Genomic DNA, 24,829 nt, shown 5'->3' on the forward strand with positions numbered 1-24,829 from the left:
TTACCTGATCAGTATTTGTAGCTTTCCGGCTTGTACGGGCCTTCCACCGCCACACCGATGTATTGGGCCTGTTCCGGGGTCAGTTTGGTGATCACGCCACCAAAGCCTTCGACCATGGCGCGGGCCACTTCCTCGTCCAGCTGCTTGGGCAGAACCTGAACGTATACACCCTTGGCCTTGGCGTCTTCCGGCAGTTCGGCGAATTTGCGCTCAAACAGGTACATTTGGGCCAGCACCTGGTTGGCGAAGGAGCCGTCCATGATCCGTGACGGGTGACCGGTGGCGTTGCCCAGGTTCACCAGGCGGCCTTCGGAAAGCAGGATCAGGTGATCATTGCTGGCCTTGTCACGGTAAACCACGTGAACCTGTGGCTTGACCTCGTCCCATTCCCAGTTCTTGCGCATGAAGGCGGTGTCGATCTCGTTGTCGAAGTGGCCGATGTTGCACACGACGGCACCGGATTTCAGCGCCTTGAGCATGTTGGCGTCACAGACGTTGTAGTTGCCGGTGGTGGTGACCAGCAGGTCGGTGTTGCCCAGCAGGTCCTTGTCGACGCCGGCTTCGGTGCCGGTGTTGACGCCGCCGATGTAGGGGGATACCACTTCAAAGCCGTCCATGCAGGCCTGCATGGCGCAGATCGGGTCCGCTTCGGTGACCTTGACGATCATGCCTTCCTGACGCAGCGAGGCCGCGGAGCCCTTGCCCACATCGCCGTAGCCAATCACCAGTGCTTTCTTGCCCGCCATCAGGTGGTCGGTGCCGCGCTTGATGGCATCGTTGAGGCTGTGGCGACAACCGTACTTGTTGTCGTTCTTAGACTTGGTGACGGCATCGTTGACGTTGATGGCCGGTACTTTCAGGGAGCCGTCCCGCAGCATTTCCTGCAGGCGGTGAACGCCGGTGGTGGTCTCTTCGGTGACGCCGTGGCAGTTGGCCAGGATGTCCTGATGCTTGTCGTGGAGCAGGGCAGTGAGGTCGCCACCGTCGTCCAGGATCAGGTTGGGTTCCCAGCCTTCGATGTCTGCGCCGACGGTGCGTTCCAGGCACCATTCGTATTCTTCCTCGGTTTCACCTTTCCAGGCAAAGACCGGAATGCCCTGGGCGGCAATCGCTGCAGCGGCGTGGTCCTGGGTTGAGAAAATGTTGCAGGAAGACCAGCGCACATTGGCTCCCAGCTCCACCAGCGTCTCGATCAGCACGGCGGTCTGGATGGTCATGTGGATGCAGCCCATGATGTTGGCGCCTTTGAGTGGCTGCTCCGCTTTGTACTTGTTGCGCAGGGCCATCAGGGCCGGCATCTCGCCTTCGGCGATCTTGATTTCCTTGCGGCCGTAGTCGGCGAGGGAGATATCGCGGACCTTGTAATCCTGGTTGGCGTTCAGTTGCTCTGCCGGAGTGCTCATGGTGTTCTCCTGTCGCTTGCTGTGTTTTGAGAAACCGTCGGCGCGCCACCGTCAAAGTGACAGGCCGACTGGGTTAATTCTGAGGATCAGATCCCGGCTGCGTCCTTCAATGCCGCCGCCTTGTCGGTTTTTTCCCAGGGGAAGGCGGTGAAGGTGTCGCCGTTCACGGTCATTTCGTAGGGATCACGACCGAAGTGTCCGTAAGCCGCTGTTGCCCGGTACATCGGGTGCAGCAGGTCCAGCATGCGGGTGATGGCATACGGACGCAGGTCGAAGTGTTCGCGGACCAGGGTAATGATCTTGTCGTCGCTGATCTTGCCGGTACCGAAGGTGTTGACGGAGATGGAGGTCGGTTCCGCCACGCCGATGGCGTAGGACACCTGGATCTCGCACTTGTCAGCAAGACCGGCGGCCACCAGGTTTTTGGCTACGTAGCGGCCGGCATAGGCTGCCGAGCGGTCAACCTTGGACGGGTCTTTACCGGAGAAGGCGCCGCCGCCATGACGGGCCATGCCACCGTAGGTGTCGACAATGATCTTGCGGCCGGTCAGGCCACAGTCGCCCACCGGGCCGCCGATCACGAACTTGCCGGTCGGGTTGATGTGGAACTGGGTGTCGGCGTGCAGCAGCTCCGCCGGGATCACGTGCTTGACGATCAGTTCCATGACCGCTTCTTTGAGATCGGCCTGGCTGACGTCTTCATCGTGCTGGGTGGACAGAACCACCGCGTCAATGCCGGTCACAATACCGTTTTCGTAGCGGCAGGTTACCTGACTCTTGGCGTCCGGGCGCAGCCAGGGCAGCAGGCCGCTTTTGCGGGCCTCGGCCTGACGTTCCACCAGACGGTGGGCGTAGCAGATAGGGGCGGGCATCAGCACGTCGGTTTCATTGCTGGCGTAGCCGAACATCAGGCCCTGGTCGCCGGCGCCCTGGTCTTCCGGTTTCTGACGATCAACGCCCTGGGCGATGTCGACGGACTGTTTGCCGATGATGTTGATAACACCGCAGGTGTCGCCGTCAAAGCCAACGTCGGAAGAGGTGTAGCCGATGTCCTTGATGACCGAGCGCACCAGATCTTCCAGGTCGACCCAGGCCGAGGTGGTGATTTCGCCACCAACAATGGCAACACCGGTTTTTACCAGGGTTTCGCAGGCAACCCGGGCATGGGGGTCGCTTTCGAGAATGGTATCCAGAACGGCGTCGGAGATCTGGTCAGCCAGCTTGTCCGGATGGCCTTCAGAGACCGATTCAGAGGTAAAGATGCTGTAATCAGACATTGTTTTTGGCTCCTGTTATGAGCTGAATAAGCTGTTAAGCGTCTGCCGGCCGTGATCGGCGCCGGAATACCGTTGTGTCAGGGATTGCATTGTATATCAAAAAAAATTGATATTGCTCGTAAAAAGTTCGAATTGTTAACTGCTGCCGATGGATTTCCAGAATTCCCGTACCTGTACCTGGAAGCCGTTGCGCAGACCAATGAACAGTGACTCGCCACTCACCAGGCCGGCATCGTCGGCCCAGGCAGTGAGTTCTTCCGGCTCAAACCCCAGCCAGAGGTCGCCGCAGTTTTCCTTGGCCCAGTCCTGATCGTGGCTGCACAGGTCGCTGACCACAAAGCAGCCGCCATTGTTCATCAGGGCGGCGGCATCGAGAAAGATGTCCGCCGGGCTGGGAACGTGATGCAGCACCATATTGGCGACCACCAGGTCGAACGCGTCGCCGCGGGCCAGCAGGGTGTCGGTCACCCCTTCAATCAGGTCGACGTTGTTCAGCCGCTCGTCGATGCAGGTCCGGGTGGCCTTTGCCAGCATGTCGCGGGAGTTGTCCAGCGCCACCACCTGTTCACAGAGCGCGGCCAGCACATTGAGAAAGCCTCCCTCGCCAGGACCGATCTCCAGCGCGGTGTGCCAGCCCTGACGACTGGCGCGCTGGCGGATCAGCTCCGCTGTTGGTTCAGCGTACAGCTCGAAGGCGGCAATCAGCTCCTGTTGTTCCCGGAATTGGGCGGCATGCCGGGAAAAGAACGCCTGGGACTGATTGGCCCGTTGCAGGCGAATGGCTTCAATCCGGTCCTGCAGGTGTTCCGGCATCGGTACCTGATCCACCATGTCGAAAATCTGCCGGATGGTCTGGTCGGCGAGTTTGTCGCTGTCTAGGTTCAGTGGCCGGCGGTAAAAGATGGCGTTGCCCTCCCGCTGGGGCTCCAGCAGACCGGCCTTGTTCATCACCTTGAGGTGATGGCTCATGCCGGATTGGCGCATGTCGAACAGTTGGCTGAGCTCCATTACGCCAAAGGTGTCCCGTCGCAGCACCCGCAGGATTTCCAGGCGCAGGGGGTCGCCGCTGGCCTTGAAGATCGGCGCCAGGGAATCGAGGCTCGTCGATTCAATGCTGGGGGTGGGGGCGTTGTTGGTCATGGCTGGCAGTTTAGGGAGGCATGGCTGGTTAATCAACAGTCATATCAAAATATTTTGATATAGATTTATGCGCCGCGGCAGGGGCGGAATCCGGCAGGATGACCGCTTGTCTATCCGATTTGCCCCAACGGTGCCTAATCGGCGAAAATACGCGCCAGTTTTTGTACCCCCTAAATCTTTTCTTTTCCTGAAGCCAGTGGAGAACAGTCAATGCCGTCTCGCCAAGATCTCGCCAACGCCATTCGCGCGCTGAGCATGGATGCGGTTCAGAAAGCCAAGTCCGGCCACCCGGGTGCGCCCATGGGTATGGCGGATATCGCCGAGGTGCTGTGGAACGAGTACCTGAGCCACAACCCGGCCAATCCGGAGTGGGCCAACCGTGACCGCTTCGTCATGTCCAATGGCCACGGCTCGATGCTGGTGTACTCACTGCTTCACCTGACCGGCTACGATCTCTCCATTGACGATCTCCAGAACTTCCGTCAGCTGCATTCCAAGACGCCGGGTCACCCCGAGTACGGTTACACGCCGGGTGTTGAGACCACCACGGGGCCGCTGGGTCAGGGCATTGCCAATGCGGTTGGCTTCGCCATCGCCGAGAAGGCCATGGCTGCCCAGTTCAACCGTCCCGGTCACAACATTGTTGACCACTACACTTATGCGTTCCTGGGCGACGGCTGCCTGATGGAGGGCATCTCCCACGAAGTCTGCTCGCTGGCGGGCACCCTTGGGCTGGGCAAACTGGTCTTCTTCTACGACGACAACGGCATTTCCATCGACGGTGAAGTGGACGGCTGGTTCACTGACAACACCCCGCAGCGTTTCGAGTCCTATGGCTGGCAGGTCATCCCGGCGGTGGACGGCCACGATGCCGAGGCCGTACGCAGCGCCATCGAGCAGGCCCGCGCCAACACTGAGCAGCCGACCCTGATCTGCTGCAAGACCGTGATCGGTTTCGGCTCCCCCAACAAGCAGGGCACTGAAAGCTGCCACGGCGCGCCACTGGGCGAGGATGAGATCGCCCTGGCCCGTGAGAACCTGGGCTGGAATCATGGCGCGTTTGAAGTGCCTGACGACATCTATCAGGCCTGGGACGGTCGCGAGAAGGGCTCTGCCGCCGAGCAGGCCTGGAACGATGCCTTCGCAGCCTACCAGCAGGCGGAGCCTGAGCTGGCTGCCGAGTTCCAGCGTCGCATGGCGGGCGAGTTGCCGGCAGACTTTGCTGACCAGGCCCAGGCCTACATCCAGCAGATTCAGGATAAGGGCGAAACCATCGCCAGCCGCAAGGCCTCGCAGAATGCTCTGAATGCCTTTGGTCCGTTGCTGCCGGAATTCATGGGTGGCTCGGCGGATCTGGCCGGCTCCAACCTGACGCTGTGGGACGGCGCCAAGGGGCTGAGCCGTGAAGACGCCAGTGGCAACTACATCTATTACGGCGTTCGTGAGTTCGGGATGTCCGCGATTATGAACGGCATCGCCCTGCACGGTGGCTTCGTTCCTTACGGTGCGACGTTCCTGATCTTCATGGAGTACGCCCGTAATGCGGTGCGGATGGCGGCACTGATGAAACAGCGCGCCATCTATGTGTTCACTCACGACTCCATTGGTCTGGGTGAAGATGGCCCGACCCACCAGCCTATTGAGCAGCTGGCGAGTCTGCGCACCACTCCGAACATGAGCACCTGGCGTCCGGCGGATGCGGTGGAATCCGCAGTGGCCTGGAAAGCCGCGATCGAGCGCCAGGATGGCCCGACAGCGATGGTGTTCTCCCGTCAGGGCCTGCCACACCAGGACCGCAGTGCCGAACAGTTGGCCAACGTCGCCCGCGGTGGCTACGTGCTGTCTGACAGCGACGGCACCCCGGATCTGATCCTGATTGCCACCGGTTCCGAAGTGGCGCTGGCCCAGGACGCTGCGGCCCAGCTGCGTGAGCGAGGCTCGCGGGTGCGGGTGGTGTCCATGCCGTCCACCGACGTGTTCGATGCCCAGAGTGCCGATTACAAGCAGCAGGTGCTGCCGCTGGAAGTGACCAACCGTATCGCCATTGAGGCGGCTATTGAGGACTACTGGTACAAGTACGTCGGTCTGGATGGTCGCGTGGTGGGCATGAGCTCCTTCGGTGAATCCGCCCCGGCGGGTGAGCTGTTCAAGGAATTCGGTTTTACCGTCGACAACGTGCTGGCGGTGGCAGGGGAGCTGCTGGAAGCCTGATGAACAGTCCGGGCCGTCCCTATCGCATTGCCCTCAACGGCTACGGCCGGATCGGGCAATGCGTGCTGCGAGCGTTGTACGAAAACGGCTTTCGCGACCAGCTGCAGGTGGTCGCGATCAATGAGCTGTCGGACATCGACACCATCGCCCACCTCACCAAGTACGACTCCACCCACGGGCGGTTTCGTGGGGAGGTGACTGTGGAGGCCGAGCGCTTGCTGGTCAATGGTGATCCCATCGCCGTATTGCGGGGCACCAGTCCGGAAGGGCTGCCCTGGGGTGATCTGGACATCGATCTGGTGCTGGAGTGCTCCGGCTCGTTCTCCGACCGCGCGACCGCTGAACAGCACCTGGCGGCGGGAGCCCGTCGGCTGCTGTTTTCACAACCCGCGGAAGCCGATGTCGATCGCACGGTAGTGTTTGGGGTTAATGAGCACTCACTATCTTCGGCGGATCGAATCGTTTCCAACGCGTCGTGCACCACCAACTGCATCGTGCCGGTCATCCGGGTGCTGGATGAGGCTTTGGGGGTGGAGCAGGGCGTTACCACGACGATTCACGCGGCAATGAACGATCAGCCGGTTATCGACGCCTACCATCATCACGACCTGCGCCGGACCCGCAGTGCATTGCAGAACATTGTGCCGGTGGATACTGGCCTGGCGCGGGGGATCGAGCGTCTGTTGCCGCAGATGAAAGGCCGTTTCAGCGCTGTGGCCATGCGGGTACCGACCACCAACGTGTCCGCCATCGATATGACCCTGAATGTGCGTCGGGAAACCTCGGTGGCGGAGGTAAACGCCCTGCTGCAGCAGGTGGCGGGTGGACCGCTGAAAGGCATCCTGGGCTACACCGACGAGCTGCTGGCGAGCTCCGATTTCAACCACGACGCCCACTCCGGCGTGGTGGATGGCGGCCAGACCCGGGTGACCGGCGGCCGCATGGTGAAGGTGCTGTGCTGGTTTGATAACGAGTGGGGCTTTGCCAACCGGATGCTGGACGTCAGCCGAAGCTGGCTGCAACTGAACTGAACCCAACCTACTTAACATTTTTGAAGAGACGACCCTATGGCCATCAAAAAAATGACCGATCTGGATCTCGCTGGTAAGCGCGTACTGATCCGGGAAGACCTGAACGTGCCCGTCAAGGACGGCAAGGTGACCAGTGATGCCCGGATCCGCGCTTCACTGCCGACCATCAAGGCGGCTTTGGACGCTGGCGCCAAGGTCATGCTGATGTCTCACCTGGGCCGACCGGAGGAAGGTGTTTTTGATCAGGCCGCGTCCATGCAGCCGGTGGCGGAGCACCTGTCCGGTCTGCTGGGTCAGGACGTACGTCTGGCCGCGGATTACCTGAATGGCGTTGATGTTGCCGATGGTGAGGTGGTGCTGTTCGAGAACGTCCGTTTCAACAAGGGCGAGAAAAAAGACGACGAAGCCCTGGCCAGGCAGTACGCCGCGCTTTGCGACGTGTATGTGATGGATGCCTTTGGCACCGCCCATCGTGCTCAGGCTTCCACCCATGGCGTTGCCCGGTTTGCCCCGGAAGCCTGCGCCGGTCCGCTGCTGGCGGCCGAGCTGGAGGCTCTTGGCAAGGCGTTGGATAATCCGGCCAAGCCGGTGGTGGCCATTGTCGGTGGCTCCAAGGTGTCGACCAAGCTGGACGTGCTGAATGCCCTGTCCGAGATCTGCGATCAACTGATCGTTGGTGGCGGCATTGCCAACACCTTCCTGGCCGCTGCCGGCCACCCGGTGGGCAAGTCGCTGTGCGAACACGACCTGGTTGATACAGCCAAAGCGATCGCCAGCAAGGTCAACATCCCGCTGCCGAGCGATGTGGTGGTGGCCAGTGAATTTGCTGAGACCGCTGAGGCGACGACCAAGTCCATTGACGAAGTGGCCGAGGGCGACATGATTCTGGATGTGGGCCCGCAGACTGCCGCCCAGTTCGCTGAGCTGCTGACTTCGGCCAGGACCATTCTGTGGAATGGCCCGGTAGGTGTGTTTGAGTTTGATCAGTTCGGTAACGGTACCAAAGCCCTCGCCGATGCCATCGCACAGAGCGATGCCTTCTCGCTGGCGGGCGGTGGTGACACCGTGGCGGCCGTTGACAAGTACGGTGTGGCTGACAAGATTTCCTATATTTCCACCGGTGGCGGAGCCTTCTTGGAGTTTGTGGAAGGTAAGGTGCTGCCGGCGGTTGCGGTATTGGAAGAACGCGGCGCTTGAGGAATGCCGGCGGTTGTGGATGGCCGCCGCTCCCGAGTCGGAAGCCTGGGAAAGGCCCCGGGCTTTTTTCGTTTTAAGCAGAATTCACAGAATTTGAGGAGATAGATCCCATGGCCCTGATTTCGATGCGCCAGTTGCTGGACCACGCGGCTGAGTATGGCTACGGTGTGCCCGCGTTCAACGTCAATAACCTGGAGCAGATGCGTGCGATCATGGAAGCGGCGGACAAGACCGATTCCCCGGTGATCGTGCAGGCCTCTGCCGGTGCCCGCAAGTATGCCGGTGCGCCGTTCCTGCGCCACCTGATCCTGGCGGCGGTGGAAGAGTTCCCCCATATCCCGGTGGTCATGCACCAGGATCACGGCACCAGTCCGGCGGTCTGCCAACGCTCCATCCAACTGGGCTTCAGCTCGGTGATGATGGACGGCTCCCTGGGTGAGGACGGCAAGACCCCGACCTCCTACGAGTACAACGTAAACGTTACCCGCCGTACCGTGGAAATGGCCCACGCCTGTGGTGTCTCGGTTGAGGGCGAGCTGGGTTGTCTGGGCTCCCTGGAGACCGGTCAGGCCGGTGAGGAAGACGGCATTGGTGCCGAAGGTACCCTCAGCCACGAGCAGATGCTTACTGATCCGGAAGAGGCGGCGGATTTCGTCAAGAAAACCCACGTTGACGCCCTGGCCATTGCCATCGGTACCAGCCACGGCGCCTACAAGTTCACCCGTCCGCCTACCGGTGACATCCTGGCGATTGACCAGATCAAGGCCATCCACAAGCGCATTCCGGACACCCACCTGGTGATGCACGGCTCCAGTTCCGTGCCCCAGGACTGGCTGGCGATCATCAACGAGTTTGGTGGCGAGATTCCGGAAACCTACGGCGTGCCAGTGGAAGAAATTGTTGAAGGCATCAAGCACGGTGTTCGCAAGGTCAACATCGATACTGACCTGCGCCTGGCCAGTACCGGTGCCATCCGTCGCTTCCTGGCAAACAACACCGCCGAGTTTGATCCGCGCAAATACCTCAAGGAATCCATGAAGGCGATGACGGATATCTGCGTGGACCGTTACGAAGCCTTCGGCACTGCCGGCAATGCCAGCAAGATCAAGGCGATGGATCTGGAAGTCATGTTCCAGCGCTACGAAGCCGGTGAGCTGGACCCGAAGGTCAACTGATCCACACCGCACTGCGCATGTAATCATCTGGGGCGGCCTTCGGGCCGCCCTTTTTCATGGTTAATCAGAGGCTCCCCCAAAAAAAAGCCCGCCGGGTGGGCGGGCGAAGGTGCCGGGGCACCGGGAGTCCAGAGGAATGGACGAAGGGAATCGGGCCTTGGGGTTAAGTCAGAAGCTCGTTAAAACCGGTTGATGCGATAAGGCGTGAGGTCTATCCGGGTGTCCTGTTGGGTCATCCGGGCGGCCAGCAACTCCGAGGTGATGGCGGCCTGGGTCAGTCCCAGATGCTGGTGACCGAACGCCGCATATACCGAAGGTTGTTGCGGGTGCTGGTCGATCACCGGCAACGAGTCCGGCAGGGTGGGGCGATAGCCCATCCAGGTGGTGTGATCCTGGGTGACCGGCTCCGCATCGGCCAGCAGGGCGCTGGCATGATGGCGCAGGGTATCGAAGCGCTGCTCGATCGGCGGCTGATCGAGCCCGCCGAGCTCAGACATGCCGACCACCCGCAGGCCGCAGCTCATTGGCGTCATCACCACATGGCGGTCCGCCGATCCCACCGGGCGGCGGAGAACGCTGCCGGCCCGGGGCAATGTCAGGTGGTATCCTCGTTCCGCCTGAAGCGGGACATCGACACCGGTGGATTTAAGCAGTTGTCGGCTCCACGCACCGCAGGCAATGACCAGCTGGTGTGCATCCACCGCGCCCTGTTCGGTGACCGCCTGTGCCGCCATCTGTCCGCCTCGGACGCTGATGACCTGGGTTTGCTGGAAGCGTCCATCCGCCTCCATGAAGCGTTCGAACAGCCGCTGCACCAGATGGTAGGGATCTCGTACCTGGTGCGACGCGGGTAGCAACAGGCCGTGACGTACCCGCTCATTCAGCCCTGGCTCCAGCTCGGCAACCCCGGCGGCTGACAGCACGGTGCTGTCAATGCCCCAGCCGGCCAGCTTCTCCGCCTGCTGCTCGGCCTGGCTCCCGGCGTGCTCCGCCTCCCAGACCTGCAGGTAGCCGGACGGCACCAGTTCGTCGATCAGGTCCAGCCGCCGCAGCAGCCGTTGCCAGGCGCCCAGGGCTGACTGGTTCAGTGCCCGAAGCCCTTGCTGTCCCACCTGCACCTGCCTGGGACTGGCAGCTTTCACGAACCGCCATAACCAGGGCGTGATCTGCGGCCAGTGTGCCAGTGGCAGTGACACCGGGCCGCGAGGATTGGCCCACAGCAGCGGCGCCGCTTTGAGTGTGTCAGGGGTGGCCAGCGGGTCGTTCAGTTCTGTGGCAAGAAAACCGGCGTTGCCGAAGGACGCACCTTCACCCGGGCGACTCCGGTCAAGCAGGGTGACCTGGCGGCCCCGCTGCTGCAGGGCGATGGCGATGCTCAGGCCCACCACGCCGGCTCCCACAACAACGGTTTCACATGGCTGATTCATGGCTCAGGCTTCCTGCTGCTCGCCAATCAGGCCGGGACCGGAGGCATTGCTCTCACTCTCAGTGGTTTCGGCGCGCTTGGAAAACCAGCCCAGTTGGGCGTAAAGAATGCCGAACAGTGGTGAGAGCCAGCAGGCAAAGGCCAGCGGAATATAGAGCAGGGCAGACAGGTCGCCGTTGACCACCGTCAGTCCCAGTGCGCCCATCACAAAGGCACCACCGGCATTCCAGGGCACCAGCGGGGACACCAGCGTGCCACCTTCCTCAATCGCCCGCGACAGGTTCAGCCGGGAGTAGCCCAGCTTGTCGTAGGCGGGCTTGTACATCCGGCCAGGCAGGGCGATGGACAGGTACACATCGCCGGAGACAATGTTGGTGGCGATGGAGGTGAGGATGGCGCTGGTCTGCAGCCCACGGAACCGGGTAATGACCTGCATGATGGCGGCTACCACCGATTCCAGGCAGCGGGTGCGCTCGAGGGCGCCGCCGAAGGCCAGGGCAAACATCATCAGCGTGACCACCCAGGTCATGGAGGTCACACCCCCTCGGTTGAGCAGGCTGTTGAGGGCGTCATCACCGGTATCAATGCTGTAGCCCGCATGGGCGAAGGTCAGCGCGTCATGGATGCCGGCTCCCTGATCCAGAACCGCGACGACGCCACCGAGCACGGCGCCGGTGAACAGGGCCGGAATCGGTGAAATGCGCAGAAAGGCCATCACGATCACCACCAGCAGCGGTAGCGCCTGCCAGAACCCGAAGTCGAAGTTGGCGCTCAGCCCTTCCTGAATGGCAGCAATGCGTGCCAGGGAGTCACCAGAGGTTTCGGTGGAACCACCAACCACGTAATAGATCACCAGCGCGATCAGCATGGCCGGAATGGTGGTCGGGAGCATGTTGCGGATGTGCTCGAAGATATTGGTTTCGGTCACGGCCGGTGCCAGGTTGGTGGTGTCTGACAGAGGCGAGATTTTGTCACCAAAGAAGGCGCCGGATACCACGGCGCCGGCGGTCCAGTAGATGGGCACACCAAACGCATTGCCGATGCCGATCAGCGCCAGACCAATGGTGCCGACGGTGGTCCAGGATGAGCCGATCGACAGCGAAATCAGTGAACACATCAGCATGGTGGCAGCGAGGAACCAGGAGGGATCGATCAGCTCAAGGCCGACGTGAATCAGCAGCGGTACCGTACCGCTGGCCAGCCAGGTCCCGACCAGCATGCCAACGATGATCAGGGTGGCGATCGAAGGCATAGCGACATGAAGCACGTGGAAGGCGCCGCCTTCGATGTCCTTCCAGCGGTAGCCCTGGGCCCAGCCAACGATTGCAGTGATGGCGAAGCCAATGGCCAGTGGAATGTGGGGAGTAAAGTCGTCGTAGTAGAAGATCTGTATCCCCAGCAGCCCGATCGTGAGCACGATGGGAATCAGGGCAATCGGGAGGGCGGGCATGGCGACCGTTGGGGTGTTGGTATCCGACATGGTGCGGTCCTCAGGGTGCATTGTTGTTATGGCACAGCGCTTATGGTGACGCCGGCGCGGAGGGAGCGCCAGCGAACCGATTCATGCTGCGTGGTGTGTCGCCTGGCGGTAGGCCAGGATGGCCGCGGCAAGATCCTCTTCCGAGGTGCCGACGGATTTGAACACAGTGATGGCCTCGACGGCTGACGGCAGCCCGGCACGCCCGGCATGGTGGCCGCCGCAGAGGTCGCGGAACTCTGCCAGAACGTCCTGCTCAGTGATGGCGCCCTCTCGGATCGGGTCAATCAGGTCACCGGTTTCCTTGAGCGCGCCAGCGCGGGTGTCGACAAAGACGCTGCCGCGGGTCATGACGGCGTTGTCGGCTTCGCGCATTGCCGGTGTGAAGCTGCCCACCAGGTCCAGGTGGGTGCCGGGCCGGAGCCAGTCGCCCTGGATCAGCGGGTGATTGGCGAGGGTGGCGCAACTGACAATATCGGCCTGCGCCACCGCTTCGGCGAGCCCGTCCACGGCGACCTGTTCGCAGGTGATGCCTTCGGCGGCCAGGGTATTGATGCAGTTAGCCACCGAGTTGTCGTCAATTCCCCACACCAGCACCCGTTCAATATCCCGCACGGCCAGGTGGGCCGGGATCAGGTGAGTGGCCATCCGTCCGCTACCCACCATCAGCAGGGTTTTGGCATCCGGACGTGACAGGTAGCGGGAGGCCAGGGCCGAGGCGGCCGCGGTGCGCCGGGCGGTGATGGTATTACCGTCCATTTCCGCCAGGTGATGGCCGGTACGGCCGCAGCTCAGCAGGTAGTGACTGGTAAGGCCGGGAATCTGGCGTTTGTTGTTGCCGGGAAATACGTTGACCTGTTTAACGCCAACGTACTCGTTCTCGATCCAGGCGGGCATCAGCAGCAGGGTGGCGTCCGGGTCGTCACCCACATGAATGTGGTGGTGGTGGCGGATGGGTACGACGATGTCGCGGGTAAACGCCTCATCGAGGGCATTGATCAGGTCTTCCCAGGGCAAACACGCGGCAACTTGATCGGCTGAGAGATACATGCAATTCTCCTGTAAGTTGTCATCGGGGTGAAACACCTCGCTATGTGATCGAGTCTATCTGGGGTTTCCCGGATGCCTTTGTTTCAGAATCCACACTCGTTGTCTGAGTGTCGCGAATGCATCAGCGTCCAGGGACCGGGCCGGCAGTTACAGGTCGATAACCATGGGGCAGACCCTGCTTCGAAAGAATCGGATCGCCCGCACCAGCGGCGAACACCGCCACGATTTCCCCCAGTTGCTGCTGGGGTGTCGCGGCGTCACCGAGTGCGAGTTTGACAGCAACGGTCAGGGGGTCGGTCCCGACAAGATGGTGCTGGTGCCGGGAGATGCCAGTCACGGCTATGAAGGTAAGGGGGAGGACAGCGAACTGCTGGTGATTGATATCCAGTTCGACGATCCGGCGGTTCAATTGTTTGAGTCCACCGCCGACCGGGCGCTTAACGATCATCTGTTCAACAGCCCCCGCTTTCTGGATATGTCACCGTCGATTCGCTCGCTGGTGGCTCACGCTGCCTGGCAACTGGGGCACCCGACCACGACGGGTGACAGCGGGCAGGTGCTGGCCCAGCAGTGGGCCCTGATGCTGATTGCCCAGATCTATCAGACGCTGGAGCAGTCACCTGAGCATGCGTCGCGAAGGCAGCTGCTCAGCCCGGCGCTACTGAACCGGCTCATTGATCAGCGCATCGCCGAGCCTTTGGATAATCGCCAACTTGCCCACCTGCTCAACATGAGTGTGAGCCGCCTGCATCGGCTTTTTGTGATGGAATTTGAGGCAACGCCCCAGCAGTACATCATGAGCCGACGGATGGAATGGGCTCGCCACTGGCTGAAGCTGAGCCAGAAACCCGTTGGGGTGATTGCCCTTGATCTCGGCTTTGCCGATACCGCCAGTTTCTCCCGGGCCTTCCAGCGTTGCTGTGGTGTGTCTCCCAGCCGTTTCCGCCAGCAACAGCCGGGTCTGTCCGCTGTCTGATATCGATCAATAATTGATCGTTCCTGTCTTGTAAATTTCCTCGAATCACCAAATATTTGTTATCAGAGGGTGGCGTTGAGCGCTGCCCGTTCTGACCGCTTTGGTGTGAGAGGAATCATGGACTTCAAGGACTACTACGCCGCTCTCGGGGTGGGTGAGTCGGCCTCGCCCGAGGAGATCAAGAAGGCCTACCGGAAGCTGGCACGGAAGTATCACCCCGACGTCAGCACCGAGGCCGATGCCGACAACCGCTTCAAGGACATTGGCGAAGCCTACGAAGTGCTCAAGGACCCGGAGAAACGGGCAGAGTATGACCAGCTTCGCGCCTACCGCGATCGCGGCGGCGAGTTTACACCGCCACCCGGCTGGGAAAGCAGCTCGGGGTTCGCCGGCGGAGGCTATACCGAGGCCGATGCCCGCCAGTTCAGCGACTTCTTCGAATCCATCTTTGGCCGTGCCGGCGGTTTTGGGACCGGACCGGGTTACCAGGCGCGTCGGCGTGGAGAGGATGTCCACGCCCGTCTCGCGTTGTTTCTGGAAGAGGCCTATCACGGCTGCGACAAACAGGTTCGTTTCACCGTCCATGAAGTGGACGACCAGGGACGCCTCCGTGCCCGCCAGAAAACCCTCAACGTCAAAGTGCCCGCCGGACTGCGAGAGGGCCAGCATATGCGCCTGAAGGGGCAGGGCTCACCCGGCCAGAACGGTGGCGAGCATGGCGATCTGTTTATCGAAATCTCGCTGGCGCCCCACCCGATGTTCAGTGTCGAAGGCCGGGATGTCCTGGTGACGGTTCCGGTCACCCCCTGGGAGGCCGCCCTGGGGGGCAGCATCACCGTGCCAACCGTTGGTGGCCGGGTCAGCGTCAACGTACCGCGGGGATCTTCCAGTGGTCGCAAGCTCCGCCTCAAGGGCAAGGGGTTGCCGGGCAAGCACCCCGGCGACCAGATCGTGGTGCTGCAGGTGGTGATGCCGGAACAGCACAGCGATGAGGCCGAAGCACTGTATCAGCAGTTGGCGAAGGCGGAAAAAGCCTTCAACCCACGTGAACGCATGGGCGTGTGAGCTGGAGAGAGTGATGGAACGACAGCAACCCAATATCGAGGTCGAGCTGCTGGAGCAGCAGGCAACCTTCAGCCTGCGGGAACTTTGCGAGCGCGGCGATGTGCATGCGGAGTTTGTGGTCAAGCTGGTGAGCTATGGCGTGATCTCGCCACTGGCTGAGGGGCAGGTCACCGAGTGGCGTTTCGACCTGCCTTCGCTGGCCCGCCTGCAGAAGGCTCAGCGTCTGCAGCGGGACCTGAAACTCAATCTTCCGGGCCTGGCCATGTCGCTGGATTTACTGGACGACGTCAACGAGCTGCGGCGGGAAGTGGAGCGGCTGAATCAGCGTGTCAGGCAGTTGATGGGGGAGTGATTGTGAGTATGGTGAGCAATCAATCAAAGATTACTAATTCGTAACAAAATTATTTTCTGTCTATAAATTCAGCAATAACAATGCGTTAGGTTCTGTTTTTGCGAGCTTTGCGTCGCCATTGGGGACATGCAGTGTAGACAACCAAAAAAATGGGAATAAAATCCCAATCCAAGTTTCAGGGAAAAATATCCCAAAACGAGAATCGAGCGTGGTAATGGACCTGAATCTCAGAAATTCGGGCCAAATGAAAGATAACGAGTTGGCTTAATCAAGGAGATAACTATGAGGCGTAAAGCCCTTGCTGGAGCTGTGCGGGCAACCCTGGTCACGATGGCGGTAACGACCCTGGTTGCCTGTGGCAGCGACAGCGATGATAAATCGGGCACGGATCAGCCCGGGGAATGGGATGCGATTGGTAACAGTGTCGGTCCCGTTTCCGGTTTTGGCAGTGTGTACGTTAATGGCGTACGTTTTGACACCGACGGCGTCGTCACCAGTGATGATGGTATTGATCGCGAGGAGCAGCTCGAGAAAGGCATGGTTCTGCGGGTCAATGGCAGTTGGAAGGAGACTGGCCAGGGTGAGGCTTACGAGATCTTCTACGACGATCTGCTACGTGGCCCATTGACGACGGCGTCCTGGGACAGCGAGCAGCGCACCGGTGAACTGAAGGTCCTGGGGCAGACGGTTCTGGTCGATGCTCAGACGGTGTTCAAGGGAGCCTCTGTGGAAGAGCTGGAAGCAACGCCGGAAGCTTTCCAGGTGCGCATCAGCGGCTGGTACCAGCAGGAAGGGAATTTCCGTGCATCCTTTGTAGGTGCCGCCCAGCTTGAGGCCATTTTCGACGAGCATCAGGACGTTGAACTGGAAGGGAAGATTTCCAATCTGGATCAGCTTGCGGAAACCTTCAACATCAATGATCAGCCGGTAAGCTACGACCTGGCGCAGTTCGATGACGACCTTGATGAAACAGAGCTCAGTAACGGCATGTTGATCGAGGTTGAGGGTACGCTGAAAGAAAATGGCGTATTTGTTGCCAAGGAAATTGAGCGTCAAGGTGATTATCTGGCTGGCGAGGAAGGCGATGACCTTGAATTGTCCGGGCCGGTGATGGGTGAGTACGATGTCGCCAACCGACGGTTCATGCTGAATGGCTTCACCGTTCAGGTGTCCGATGCAACGGAGTTTGAAGATGGGGCTCAGGAAGAGTTGCTAACCAATGGTGTTCGGGTTTCGGTAGAAGGACAGGTGAGTGGTGGTGTGTTGCTGGCCGAAGAGATTGAGCTGAAAACGGTGGATGCCGAAGTTGAGGGCGTCATTGTCGGTATCGATCTCAGCACCAATACCATCGATGTAGGCGGCGTAACGGCTCTGATCTCCTCGGGCTCTCTGCTGGAGAACGACGAGGATGACGCTCAGGACCGGCTCAAGATTGATGAGCTGGCAGTAGGAGACCTGGTGGAGATTTCCGGCTTTCAGCGTGAGTCTGACGGCGTTGGCTACCTGGAAGTGTTCAAGCTTGAGCGTGAATCAGCGGATGACGATGACGATCAGGAGCCCTTTGAGCTGCAGGGGCGCGTCACTGACGCGACGGAAACCTCCATTACGGTATTGAGTGTCGAACTCCTGGCTGGTGATGTCGATATCTCTGATATCGAAGCGGGTCAGAAAGTCGAGGCTGAGTACGTGCCAACGGAAGGCGGGCAGTACAAACTGCTTGAGGTTGAGGCAATCGCCGGTATTGAGGACTGACGCCCTCAACTCTGATGAATGGAAGTAGGGTCGGTGCTGTGTTTTCCTTCGCAGTTACCGGCCTGCTTTCTGGTGTTATCCCTTCTATGGGAATACAATCCCAAACATGAGCACATCTGAAGATCGTCCCCTCCACAAGGCCCTGTTCCGTATACTGCGGCCACTGGCTAGGCTGTTGCTGCGTAATGGCATTCCCTATGGGGAATTTGCCGAGCTGGTCAAGCGCGCCTATGTCCAGGCGTCCCTGGAGGATTTCAATCACGGTCGCCGAAAAACCACGGACTCCAAAGCCGCGGTGATGACCGGCTTGACCCGTAAGGAAGTCAAGAGATTACGGGAATCCCTGGCCGACGAAGAGGCAACAGTTGAGGACCGGGTTCACACCAATCGCGCATCACGGGTAGTCTCCGGCTGGGTACACGATACGGATTTCCAGGATGATCAGGGAGAGCCCCGGGTACTGTCTTTTGATGGTGAGCTGGGCTTTTCGGAGCTGGTTCGTCGATACAGTGGCGATATGACGCCTCGGGCCGTTCTGGATGAGCTGTTGCGAGTTGGCGTTGTGGCACAGGCGGAAGGCCTGGTGCTGCGCAAGCGCGCTTACGTGCCAGTTGGGGACGATGCCGAACTCCTCAACATCTTCGGTGAGGATGTCTCCGATCTGATCTCGACGGTGGACTTCAATCTGGTCAGTACTGAAGCCGGACATCAGCCCCTGTTCCAGCGCACCTTGACCTACAACAATATCCCCGCCGAGGTTCTGGACGCCTGGCGTGATTACGCTGCCGACCAGTCCCAGGCACTGCTAGAATCTCTCGATCGCTGGTTGGGACCCTATGACAGGGACATATCCGGCAAACATGAAAGCTCCCAGTCCGTTCGGACCGGTGTGAGCATTTTTTACTTTGAAGATCCGATCCAGCCACCCAAGGAAAGAGAGCACGAATCATGACCGATCCGAAATCGCGCCCATCGCTGAAACTGGTACTGGGTGTCTCCGCACTGGGAGTCCTGGCGGCCTGTGACGGTGGCATTGATATCGCAGATGGCGGTATCCGGGGCACTGGTGACAGTGTAGGCCCGGTTTCGGGCTTTGGCAGTGTCTTCGTAAACGGCGTTCGCTTCGATACCAGCTCGCTGAATGGAAAGATCACCAGTAACGATGGTATTGACACTGAAGCCCTACTTGAAAAGGGCATGATCGTTCGAGTCGAGGGCAAGTGGCAGGATGATGGCCAAGGCACCGCCACAGCTCTGGAGTATGACGATACCCTGCGAGGCAAGGTATCTGATGTGGTCTTTGACGAAAAACGGGATCGTCTGACGTTCTCTATGTACGGACAGGCGGTGCGAGCGGATACTCAGACTGTATTCAAAGATACCAAACTGTCCTCGCTGAAAGACGGTGATTTTGTTCGGGTGAGTGCCTGGTTGGCAGATAATGGCTATCGTGCGTCGTTCATAGGGTTGATTGAAGACGGCCTTGAGGATGACATCGAAGTTGAAGGTTCGGTCGACAGCTTCTCGATGCAAACGAACCTGAACAGCTTCCGGATTAAGGGGCAGTTGGTTCAGTATTCTTCCGCCAGCCTGGCATCCAGTGGCCTCAGCGAAGACGCGCTGGGCGATGGCCGTTTGCTGGAAGTGGAAGGCGCACTGGTGGATGGCACCATTGTGGCGCGCTCCATACGTCCCCATGATGGCGCGCGCTACCGCAGCAGTGAGGGTGCGGATACCGAACTGTCTGGGCCTGCCAATGCTGTCAACCCAAGTTTGGGTTTCTATCGGGTTGGCGGACAGTTGGTTGAATTAAGTGCTGATACCGAGTTCGCTGGCTTGAATGCCGAAGACTTCGGCAACGATCTCCTGGTCAAAGTTGAAGGCGAAATCCGCGAAGGCGTCCTGGTTGCTGAATCGGTTGAGCGTCGGGAATCCGGTGCCAAAGTAGAAGCCGTTATTACCCAGGTTCCAGACCTTTCAACCCAGCGGCTGGAAGTGGGTGGCGTGCCGGTTCTCGTCAACTCCTCGACCCTGATTGCAGACGATGATCAGGAAGGTCTTCGAATGACCTTTGAGCGATTGCAGCTTGGCGATAGCATTGAAGTTGATGGTATTGAAAAACTGGATGCCGCAGGCAACGTTTACCTCGAGGCCGTCAAGATTGAACGGAACTCGGAGGATGGAGCCGACGGTGATAGTGATGAGCCGGGTGCAGTGGCCAGCTTTGAACTGGAGGGCAACCTGATTCAGTCCTCCATGACCGATCTGCAGATCCTCGGGGTGACCATGGCCATCACCGAGAATTCCACTCTCGACGACGCCGAGGCCCTGCTCCCGGGCCGGGTGGTTGGTGTCCAGTACCGCCTGCTGGACAATGGCTCCTATGAAATCCTGGAAGTCGACGTCGACGACGATGATGACGACTGACGCAAAGCCGGGCCTCTGAGCGTCAGAGGCCCGTCACCCTCACACCAGCCGGCTGCGGGCGTTGCGGTATTCCGTCTGCAGTTGGCTAACCAGTGACTCAACGGAGTCCACCGTATCGATCAGGCTGACACCCTGCCCCGCCGACCACACGGTTTTCCACGCCTTTGCCTCATCGTCCATGGGCTTCAGCTTTTCCCCGTAGTTCACATCCCCTGCCTGATTCAGCTTGTCCATCGGGAAACCGGCGGCTTCCAGGCTCTGGCGCATGAAACTGGCGGGTACCCCGGATACTGCAGGTGTATGGATAATGTCCTCGGAGGCGGATTCAATGATCATCTGCTGGTAGGCCTGCTCAGCCCGGGATTCCCGCGTATTGATAAAGCGGGTGCCCATATAGCTGAGGTCCGCACCCAGGGCTTGGGCGGCCAGCAGGTCTTCGCCTTTGGACAGGCCACCGGCGAGGATGACGGTGCCGTCGAACACCTGCTGGATTTCATGGACCAGGACCAACGGATTGGTGGTACCGGCGTGTCCACCCGCTCCCGCGGCCACCGCAATGATGCCGTCAACACCGGCCTCGGCGGCCTTGCGGGCGTGTTTTCGGTTGGTGACGTCATGAAACACCAGACCGCCATAGCTGTGCACGGCTTCGACCACCTGGCTGGCGGCGCCAAGTGAGGTAATGACAATGGGCACCTGGTGTTTCACGCACAGTTCCAGGTCTGCCTGCCAGCGCGGGTTGGTCCGGTGGACCACCAGGTTGACGGCATACGGCGCGACCGTGGTATCGGGGTGCTGCTCGCGGTAGGCGGCCAGCTCCGAGTTCATCTGCTCCAGCCAGTCTTCGAAGCCTTCACTGGTGCGCTGGTTGAGGGCGGGAAAGCTGCCGACAACGCCTGCCTTGCAACAGGCCAGGGCCAGTTCCGGGCCAGAGATCAGGAACATGGGGGCAGCAATCAGCGGCAGGGAGAGGGTGTTCTGCAGGGGGGTAGGTATGGCCATCGTAACTCCTGTTATTATCGTGTTGTCATAAAGCCAGGGGAGCTGATCAGAGGCTCCCAAGATACATAGGCACCTTACTAACTGTCGATCATAGCGGTTTCCCGCTCTGACACAAACAACCCGAATACAACGGAGACATTATGGGCGAGGCAAAGCGCCGCCAGACGGGTGGAGCACCAACGGGTCAAAGCCGTGGTGGCAAACGCACGGGATGGATGATTACCGGAGGCGCCATCGCGCTGGCATTGGTGGCCGGTGTGGTCTGGCTCAGCCAGCCGCCGGCGGCGGAATCGCCGTCGTTGCCGGTGGCGGCAGAGGACGCCGGGCCTTTCCCGGCGGAACTGGATCAGTATGGTGTCAGCATCGGCCCGGCGGATGCCCCGGTGGTGGTGCGTGAGTTCGCTGACTATCAATGCCCTGCCTGTGCAAACTTTGCTGAGGCCAGCCAGAAACTGAAGGCCGAGTTTGTCGCTTCCGGTCAGGTGCGTTTCGTGTACTTCGACCTGCCGCTGCGCCAGCATGCCAATGCCATCCCGGCTGCCATGGCCGCTCGCTGTGCCAGTGATCAGGACCAGTACTGGCCGATGCACGAACGCCTGTTCGCCCGGCAGAGCGCCTGGAGCGACAGCGAGTCCGCAGCGGAGATCTTCACCCGCTATGCCGGCGACCTGGGGCTGGATCAGTCCCGCTTCCGTCGCTGTATGGCAACCGACCTGCACCGGGAGGCCATCGAGAACAGTGCCGCGGTGGCCCGTCAGTTGCGGGTCATGAGCACGCCGACGGTGATGGTCGACAACATCCCGCTGACCCGGCCCGGTTGGGGGCAGTTGTCCGCTGTGGTTGAACGCGAACTGGCGCGCTGAAAGCGGCATGTGTAGACCGGCGGCGAGACGTTGGCATTGCCTCGTGGAGGCTACGGACTTGCGTCGCGCCGCCTGAGCCTTAGAATGCCGGACACTGGCGTCACCGCCGTGTCCACCCATCGTGCTCCGGATTTACGATCCGGCCCGCAGGAGAAAGTTATGAGTCAATCCGTTGTCGTCTGCGCGCTTTACAAGTTCGCCGTTGTTGATGATTTTCAGACCCTTCGCCAGCCACTGCTGGACCTGATGCTGTCCCGGGATGTTCGCGGCACCTTGCTGCTGGCCCGTGAGGGTATCAATGGCACCATTGCCGGCAGTCGCGAGGGTATCGATGCCGTGAAAGCGTGGATCGATAGTGACCCGCGCTTTGCCGGCGTTGATTACAAAGAATCGTTTGTCGATATCCAGCCGTTCAAGCGCACCAAGGTGAAACTCAAGAAAGAGATCGTCACCATGGGTGTGGAAGGCATTGATCCCAAGAAGGTTGTTGGCACCTACGTTGACGCTGCCGAGTGGAATGAGCTGATCTCCGATCCGGAGGTGTTGCTGATTGACACCCGCAACCAGTACGAAGTGGAAATCGGGACTTTCAAGAATGCGGTCAACCCGGCTACGGACACGTTCCGGGAGTTTCCGGATTACGTCCGCGACAATCTCGATCCTGCCAGGCACAAGAAAGTGGCAATGTTCTGCACGGGCGGTATCCGCTGCGAGAAGTCCACGGCCTATCTCAAGGAACAGGGCTTTGATGAGGTTTATCACCTCAAAGGCGGGATTCTCAAGTATCTGGAGGAAGTCCCCCAGGAACAGTCGCTCTGGCAGGGCGAGTGTTTCGTGTTCGACGACCGGGTCACCGTGGACCACAACCTTGAGCGGGGCGACTACGACCAGTGCCACGCCTGCCGCCGGCCCATCACCGACGCCGACAAGCAGCGGCCGGAGTATCGTCAGGGCGTCAGCTGTCACCAGTGTGCCGACAGCCTGACCGAGGCCCAGAAAGCCCGCTTTGCCGAGCGCGAAAAGCAGATGCAGCTGGCGCGGCAGCGGGGGGAAACCCATGTCGGTGGCGAGGCGGCCCACATTATTGCCGAGCGTAAGGCCCGCAAGAAAGCGGAGCGTGCGCGGCAGGCCGAACTCAGTCAAGCCGGGGAGAAAGGCTGACACCCCGGCCCACTCATCCTGAAACGAGGCGACCCATGCAACGTCTGCTATCCACTCTCATTCTGATGGCCTGCGCCTCCGGCGCCGGCGCCGTAACCAACCAGGAAGACTGGGGTGGGGAAGCCGAGCTGGGGGTGCTGATCACCTCCGGCAACACCGAAGAGACCAACATCAATACCCGCGTAGCGTTGGTGAATGACGTGCCGGGCTGGCGCAACCAGCTCAAGCTGGCGTCGCTGTATTCCAAGGCAGATGGTGAAACCACCTCGGAGGAGTATCGGGCCTCAGCCCAGACCGACTACAAGTTCAGTGAGCGGCAGTTCTGGTTTCTCCGCGGCAGCTATGAGGACGACCGCTTCTCCGGCTACGATTTCGAATCATCGCTGACCTCCGGTTACGGTCATCGGCTATGGCAGCAGGGGGAGCGATCTTTCCTGGAGCTGTCCGCCGGTGGCGGTTATCGCTTCAACCGGTTTGATGAACCGGATGATACCGGTGAGCGGGAAGAGAAAGAGGCTATTGCCAGACTCTCCGGGAGGCTGGATTACAGTCTGTCGGAAACCGCTCTGGTCCGACAGACGCTCAGCACGGAAGTGGGACTGGACGACGGTAATACCGTCAGCGAATCGGAAACCTCGCTACAGGCCGCCATCAATGGCAGCCTGTCGATGAAGCTGGCGTTCCGGCTCAAGCACCTGTCTGAACCGCCAGGAGACAGTGAAAACGTCGATACCGAGACTGCGGTGTCGCTGTTGTATGGCTTCTGAAGTGAGGGCTGAGCCCGGGTTAAACCCGGTTTCTCAGCCCCAGTTCGTCGGGGTAGGGGGTGAGGTAATGCTGCATTTCCACATAGTCCACCGGTTCCCGGCGCTGCGCCATTCGCAGTAGTGTCATGGGCACCACCAGCGGGGTTTCGCCCCGGTGGTACGCCTCGATCTGTTCCACCAACACCGCCCGATCCTCGCTGCCCATCGAGGCCCGCAGGAACCCCATCAGATGCTGCATGGCATTGACGTGGGCTCCGCGACTGACCTTCTGGGTCATCGCACCCATGAACGCTTGAATGTAACGATCCGCCAGTGCCTCAAGGGGCTGGGATTTCAGGTCCGCCAGCATTGGTCCCAGTTGGCGGTAAACCGCCTCGCTGTGAGCCAGCAACTGGAATTTGTGGCGGGTATGGAAATCGATCAGAGCCTTGGGCGTCAGGTCTGCCGCTACGTTTTGCAACCAATCGTCGTACACAAACACCCGCTCGACGAAATTCTCCCGCAGCTGGTCGTCGTGGAGCCGGCCTTCTTCCTCCACCGGCAGCAGCGGGTAGGCCTTCATCAGTGCTTCGGCAAACAGACCCTGGGCATCGCGTCGGATGGTGCGGCCTTGGTCGTTGTGGACCTTGATGCGCTCCATGCCACAACTGGGAGACTTGGCCATCAAAATGTAGCCGCGCAGGTGCGACAGGCCCGGCAGGGCGCGTGCGATGGTCTCATGCATGGCGTCGGTGTGGTCGGCGTCGCCCTTGGACTCCACCAGTCGAAGCTCCTCCCCGACCTCACGGAGGTGAATCGCCGGCCGCGGTGTGCCCATGCCGGTGGCCACCTCCGGACAGAAGGGCCGAAACTCAAAGTGCTTCGCCAGTACCTGCGTACAGAAGCGTGAATGCTTGTGGCCACCATCATGGCGGACGTTCTGCCCCAGCAGGCAGGTGCTGATACCAACCGGAATTCCTGTCACGGCGATCACTCCTTTCGTTGATTACCTAAAAGGCTCTACGAACCCTCAGTGTAATCCGATCTCTCAGACCCCGCCAGGGAGCGCATCAGAGCCTCCCCGGCACAGAAATACTG

Annotated in this window: 21 protein-coding genes; 13 read left to right on the forward strand and 8 right to left on the reverse strand. The window is 60.2% G+C overall.

What is annotated here, in order from left to right; all coding sequences use genetic code 11:
* Positions 1 to 8 precede the first annotated feature (8 nt).
* The 3 genes from ahcY to MLD24_RS01495 all read right to left on the reverse strand — a co-directional run bounded on the left by ahcY (position 9) and on the right by MLD24_RS01495 (position 3,820).
* Entirely contained in the window at positions 9 to 1,403 is a 1,395-nt protein-coding gene (gene ahcY / locus MLD24_RS01485) for an adenosylhomocysteinase (RefSeq protein WP_227174471.1), read from the reverse strand.
* An 86-nt stretch (positions 1,404 to 1,489) separates the two neighbouring features.
* Complete coding sequence (gene metK, locus MLD24_RS01490) at positions 1,490 to 2,680, reverse strand: methionine adenosyltransferase (protein ID WP_227174473.1); 1,191 nt, start codon at positions 2,678 to 2,680, stop codon at positions 1,490 to 1,492.
* A 135-nt stretch (positions 2,681 to 2,815) separates the two neighbouring features.
* Positions 2,816 to 3,820 carry a metalloregulator ArsR/SmtB family transcription factor gene (locus MLD24_RS01495; RefSeq protein ID WP_227174475.1) on the reverse strand — a complete coding sequence of 335 codons (1,005 nt, stop codon included), beginning with the start codon at positions 3,818 to 3,820 and terminating at the stop codon, positions 2,816 to 2,818.
* Between the two features lie 210 nt (positions 3,821 to 4,030).
* On the opposite strand from MLD24_RS01495, the gene tkt reads away from it, so the two are divergent.
* The 4 genes from tkt to fba all read left to right on the forward strand — a co-directional run bounded on the left by tkt (position 4,031) and on the right by fba (position 9,434).
* Complete coding sequence (tkt, locus tag MLD24_RS01500) at positions 4,031 to 6,031, forward strand: transketolase (protein WP_248163312.1); 2,001 nt, start codon at positions 4,031 to 4,033, stop codon at positions 6,029 to 6,031.
* Positions 6,031 to 7,062: a type I glyceraldehyde-3-phosphate dehydrogenase gene (gene gap, locus MLD24_RS01505; protein WP_248163313.1), complete on the forward strand. Its 1,032-nt coding sequence runs from the start codon at positions 6,031 to 6,033 to the stop codon at positions 7,060 to 7,062. Before tkt ends, gap begins: the two co-directional genes overlap by 1 nt.
* Positions 7,063 to 7,098: 36 nt before the next feature.
* Positions 7,099 to 8,259: a phosphoglycerate kinase gene (locus tag MLD24_RS01510; RefSeq protein WP_248163314.1), complete on the forward strand. Its 1,161-nt coding sequence runs from the start codon at positions 7,099 to 7,101 to the stop codon at positions 8,257 to 8,259.
* A gap of 110 nt (positions 8,260 to 8,369) precedes the next feature.
* A complete protein-coding gene (gene fba / locus MLD24_RS01515) occupies positions 8,370 to 9,434 on the forward strand; it encodes a class II fructose-bisphosphate aldolase (RefSeq protein WP_248163315.1) in 1,065 nt (354 codons plus the stop codon).
* A 179-nt stretch (positions 9,435 to 9,613) separates the two neighbouring features.
* Here the strand turns inward: fba and MLD24_RS01520 are convergent, their stop codons facing one another.
* The 3 genes from MLD24_RS01520 to lhpI all read right to left on the reverse strand — a co-directional run bounded on the left by MLD24_RS01520 (position 9,614) and on the right by lhpI (position 13,387).
* Positions 9,614 to 10,861, reverse strand: coding sequence for an NAD(P)/FAD-dependent oxidoreductase (locus tag MLD24_RS01520; protein ID WP_248163316.1), 1,248 nt, complete (start codon positions 10,859 to 10,861; stop codon positions 9,614 to 9,616).
* Between the two features lie 3 nt (positions 10,862 to 10,864).
* A complete protein-coding gene (gene nhaC / locus MLD24_RS01525; RefSeq protein ID WP_227174487.1) occupies positions 10,865 to 12,340 on the reverse strand; it encodes a Na+/H+ antiporter NhaC in 1,476 nt (491 codons plus the stop codon).
* A gap of 81 nt (positions 12,341 to 12,421) precedes the next feature.
* The gene (gene lhpI, locus MLD24_RS01530; protein ID WP_248163317.1) at positions 12,422 to 13,387 is read right to left on the reverse strand and encodes a bifunctional Delta(1)-pyrroline-2-carboxylate/Delta(1)-piperideine-2-carboxylate reductase; all 966 of its coding nucleotides are present in this window, start codon (positions 13,385 to 13,387) and stop codon (positions 12,422 to 12,424) included.
* Between the two features lie 163 nt (positions 13,388 to 13,550).
* Here lhpI and MLD24_RS01535 point away from each other — a divergent pair, with 163 nt between their 5' ends.
* The 6 genes from MLD24_RS01535 to MLD24_RS01560 all read left to right on the forward strand — a co-directional run bounded on the left by MLD24_RS01535 (position 13,551) and on the right by MLD24_RS01560 (position 19,959).
* A complete protein-coding gene (locus tag MLD24_RS01535) occupies positions 13,551 to 14,363 on the forward strand; it encodes an AraC family transcriptional regulator (protein WP_248163318.1) in 813 nt (270 codons plus the stop codon).
* Between the two features lie 117 nt (positions 14,364 to 14,480).
* The gene (locus MLD24_RS01540; protein WP_248163319.1) at positions 14,481 to 15,428 is read left to right on the forward strand and encodes a DnaJ C-terminal domain-containing protein; all 948 of its coding nucleotides are present in this window, start codon (positions 14,481 to 14,483) and stop codon (positions 15,426 to 15,428) included.
* A 13-nt stretch (positions 15,429 to 15,441) separates the two neighbouring features.
* Positions 15,442 to 15,780 (forward strand): chaperone modulator CbpM, encoded by a 339-nt coding sequence (locus tag MLD24_RS01545; protein WP_227174495.1) that lies wholly within the window; start codon positions 15,442 to 15,444, stop codon positions 15,778 to 15,780.
* 282 nt (positions 15,781 to 16,062) lie between these two features.
* On the forward strand, positions 16,063 to 17,532 hold the full coding sequence (locus MLD24_RS01550; protein WP_248163320.1) for a DUF5666 domain-containing protein: 1,470 nt from the start codon (positions 16,063 to 16,065) through the stop codon (positions 17,530 to 17,532).
* A gap of 106 nt (positions 17,533 to 17,638) precedes the next feature.
* Positions 17,639 to 18,484 (forward strand): DUF6502 family protein, encoded by an 846-nt coding sequence (locus MLD24_RS01555; RefSeq protein WP_248163321.1) that lies wholly within the window; start codon positions 17,639 to 17,641, stop codon positions 18,482 to 18,484.
* Positions 18,481 to 19,959 (forward strand): DUF5666 domain-containing protein, encoded by a 1,479-nt coding sequence (locus MLD24_RS01560; protein WP_248163322.1) that lies wholly within the window; start codon positions 18,481 to 18,483, stop codon positions 19,957 to 19,959. The genes MLD24_RS01555 and MLD24_RS01560 overlap by 4 nt, the downstream gene beginning before the upstream one ends.
* Positions 19,960 to 19,998: 39 nt before the next feature.
* On the opposite strand, the gene MLD24_RS01565 is transcribed toward MLD24_RS01560, so the two are convergent.
* Positions 19,999 to 20,961: an NAD(P)H-dependent flavin oxidoreductase gene (locus MLD24_RS01565; RefSeq protein ID WP_227174499.1), complete on the reverse strand. Its 963-nt coding sequence runs from the start codon at positions 20,959 to 20,961 to the stop codon at positions 19,999 to 20,001.
* Positions 20,962 to 21,101: 140 nt separating this feature from the next.
* On the opposite strand from MLD24_RS01565, the gene MLD24_RS01570 reads away from it, so the two are divergent.
* The 3 genes from MLD24_RS01570 (at position 21,102) to MLD24_RS01580 (ending at position 23,752) form a co-directional block, all read left to right on the forward strand.
* Positions 21,102 to 21,824: a DsbA family protein gene (locus MLD24_RS01570; protein ID WP_248163323.1), complete on the forward strand. Its 723-nt coding sequence runs from the start codon at positions 21,102 to 21,104 to the stop codon at positions 21,822 to 21,824.
* Positions 21,825 to 21,983: 159 nt separating this feature from the next.
* Positions 21,984 to 22,985 (forward strand): oxygen-dependent tRNA uridine(34) hydroxylase TrhO, encoded by a 1,002-nt coding sequence (gene trhO / locus MLD24_RS01575; RefSeq protein ID WP_248163324.1) that lies wholly within the window; start codon positions 21,984 to 21,986, stop codon positions 22,983 to 22,985.
* Positions 22,986 to 23,020: 35 nt separating this feature from the next.
* Positions 23,021 to 23,752 (forward strand): DUF481 domain-containing protein, encoded by a 732-nt coding sequence (locus tag MLD24_RS01580; protein WP_248163325.1) that lies wholly within the window; start codon positions 23,021 to 23,023, stop codon positions 23,750 to 23,752.
* 19 nt (positions 23,753 to 23,771) lie between these two features.
* Here the strand turns inward: MLD24_RS01580 and MLD24_RS01585 are convergent, their stop codons facing one another.
* A complete protein-coding gene (locus MLD24_RS01585; protein WP_248163326.1) occupies positions 23,772 to 24,716 on the reverse strand; it encodes a YbgA family protein in 945 nt (314 codons plus the stop codon).
* Positions 24,717 to 24,829 lie beyond the last annotated feature (113 nt).

Origin of the sequence: Marinobacter xestospongiae (genome assembly GCF_023156385.1) — a bacterium.
Taxonomy (GTDB): domain Bacteria; phylum Pseudomonadota; class Gammaproteobacteria; order Pseudomonadales; family Oleiphilaceae; genus Marinobacter; species Marinobacter xestospongiae.

What these genes read in the sequence shown, in the direction of transcription:
- tkt (WP_248163312.1), top strand. Translation starts at nt 4,031, where the DNA reads ATGCCGTCTCGCCAAGATCTCGCCAACGCCATTCGCGCGCTGAGCATG.
- MLD24_RS01545 (WP_227174495.1), top strand. Translation starts at nt 15,442, where the DNA reads ATGGAACGACAGCAACCCAATATCGAGGTCGAGCTGCTGGAGCAGCAG.
- MLD24_RS01565 (WP_227174499.1), bottom strand. Translation starts at nt 20,961, where the DNA reads ATGGCCATACCTACCCCCCTGCAGAACACCCTCTCCCTGCCGCTGATT.
- lhpI (WP_248163317.1), bottom strand. Translation starts at nt 13,387, where the DNA reads ATGTATCTCTCAGCCGATCAAGTTGCCGCGTGTTTGCCCTGGGAAGAC.
- metK (WP_227174473.1), bottom strand. Translation starts at nt 2,680, where the DNA reads ATGTCTGATTACAGCATCTTTACCTCTGAATCGGTCTCTGAAGGCCAT.
- MLD24_RS01520 (WP_248163316.1), bottom strand. Translation starts at nt 10,861, where the DNA reads ATGAATCAGCCATGTGAAACCGTTGTTGTGGGAGCCGGCGTGGTGGGC.
- MLD24_RS01580 (WP_248163325.1), top strand. Translation starts at nt 23,021, where the DNA reads ATGCAACGTCTGCTATCCACTCTCATTCTGATGGCCTGCGCCTCCGGC.
- fba (WP_248163315.1), top strand. Translation starts at nt 8,370, where the DNA reads ATGGCCCTGATTTCGATGCGCCAGTTGCTGGACCACGCGGCTGAGTAT.
- MLD24_RS01540 (WP_248163319.1), top strand. Translation starts at nt 14,481, where the DNA reads ATGGACTTCAAGGACTACTACGCCGCTCTCGGGGTGGGTGAGTCGGCC.
- trhO (WP_248163324.1), top strand. Translation starts at nt 21,984, where the DNA reads ATGAGTCAATCCGTTGTCGTCTGCGCGCTTTACAAGTTCGCCGTTGTT.
- MLD24_RS01570 (WP_248163323.1), top strand. Translation starts at nt 21,102, where the DNA reads ATGGGCGAGGCAAAGCGCCGCCAGACGGGTGGAGCACCAACGGGTCAA.
- MLD24_RS01560 (WP_248163322.1), top strand. Translation starts at nt 18,481, where the DNA reads ATGACCGATCCGAAATCGCGCCCATCGCTGAAACTGGTACTGGGTGTC.
- ahcY (WP_227174471.1), bottom strand. Translation starts at nt 1,403, where the DNA reads ATGAGCACTCCGGCAGAGCAACTGAACGCCAACCAGGATTACAAGGTC.
- MLD24_RS01535 (WP_248163318.1), top strand. Translation starts at nt 13,551, where the DNA reads ATGGGGCAGACCCTGCTTCGAAAGAATCGGATCGCCCGCACCAGCGGC.
- MLD24_RS01555 (WP_248163321.1), top strand. Translation starts at nt 17,639, where the DNA reads ATGAGCACATCTGAAGATCGTCCCCTCCACAAGGCCCTGTTCCGTATA.
- MLD24_RS01510 (WP_248163314.1), top strand. Translation starts at nt 7,099, where the DNA reads ATGGCCATCAAAAAAATGACCGATCTGGATCTCGCTGGTAAGCGCGTA.
- gap (WP_248163313.1), top strand. Translation starts at nt 6,031, where the DNA reads ATGAACAGTCCGGGCCGTCCCTATCGCATTGCCCTCAACGGCTACGGC.
- nhaC (WP_227174487.1), bottom strand. Translation starts at nt 12,340, where the DNA reads ATGTCGGATACCAACACCCCAACGGTCGCCATGCCCGCCCTCCCGATT.
- MLD24_RS01495 (WP_227174475.1), bottom strand. Translation starts at nt 3,820, where the DNA reads ATGACCAACAACGCCCCCACCCCCAGCATTGAATCGACGAGCCTCGAT.
- MLD24_RS01550 (WP_248163320.1), top strand. Translation starts at nt 16,063, where the DNA reads ATGAGGCGTAAAGCCCTTGCTGGAGCTGTGCGGGCAACCCTGGTCACG.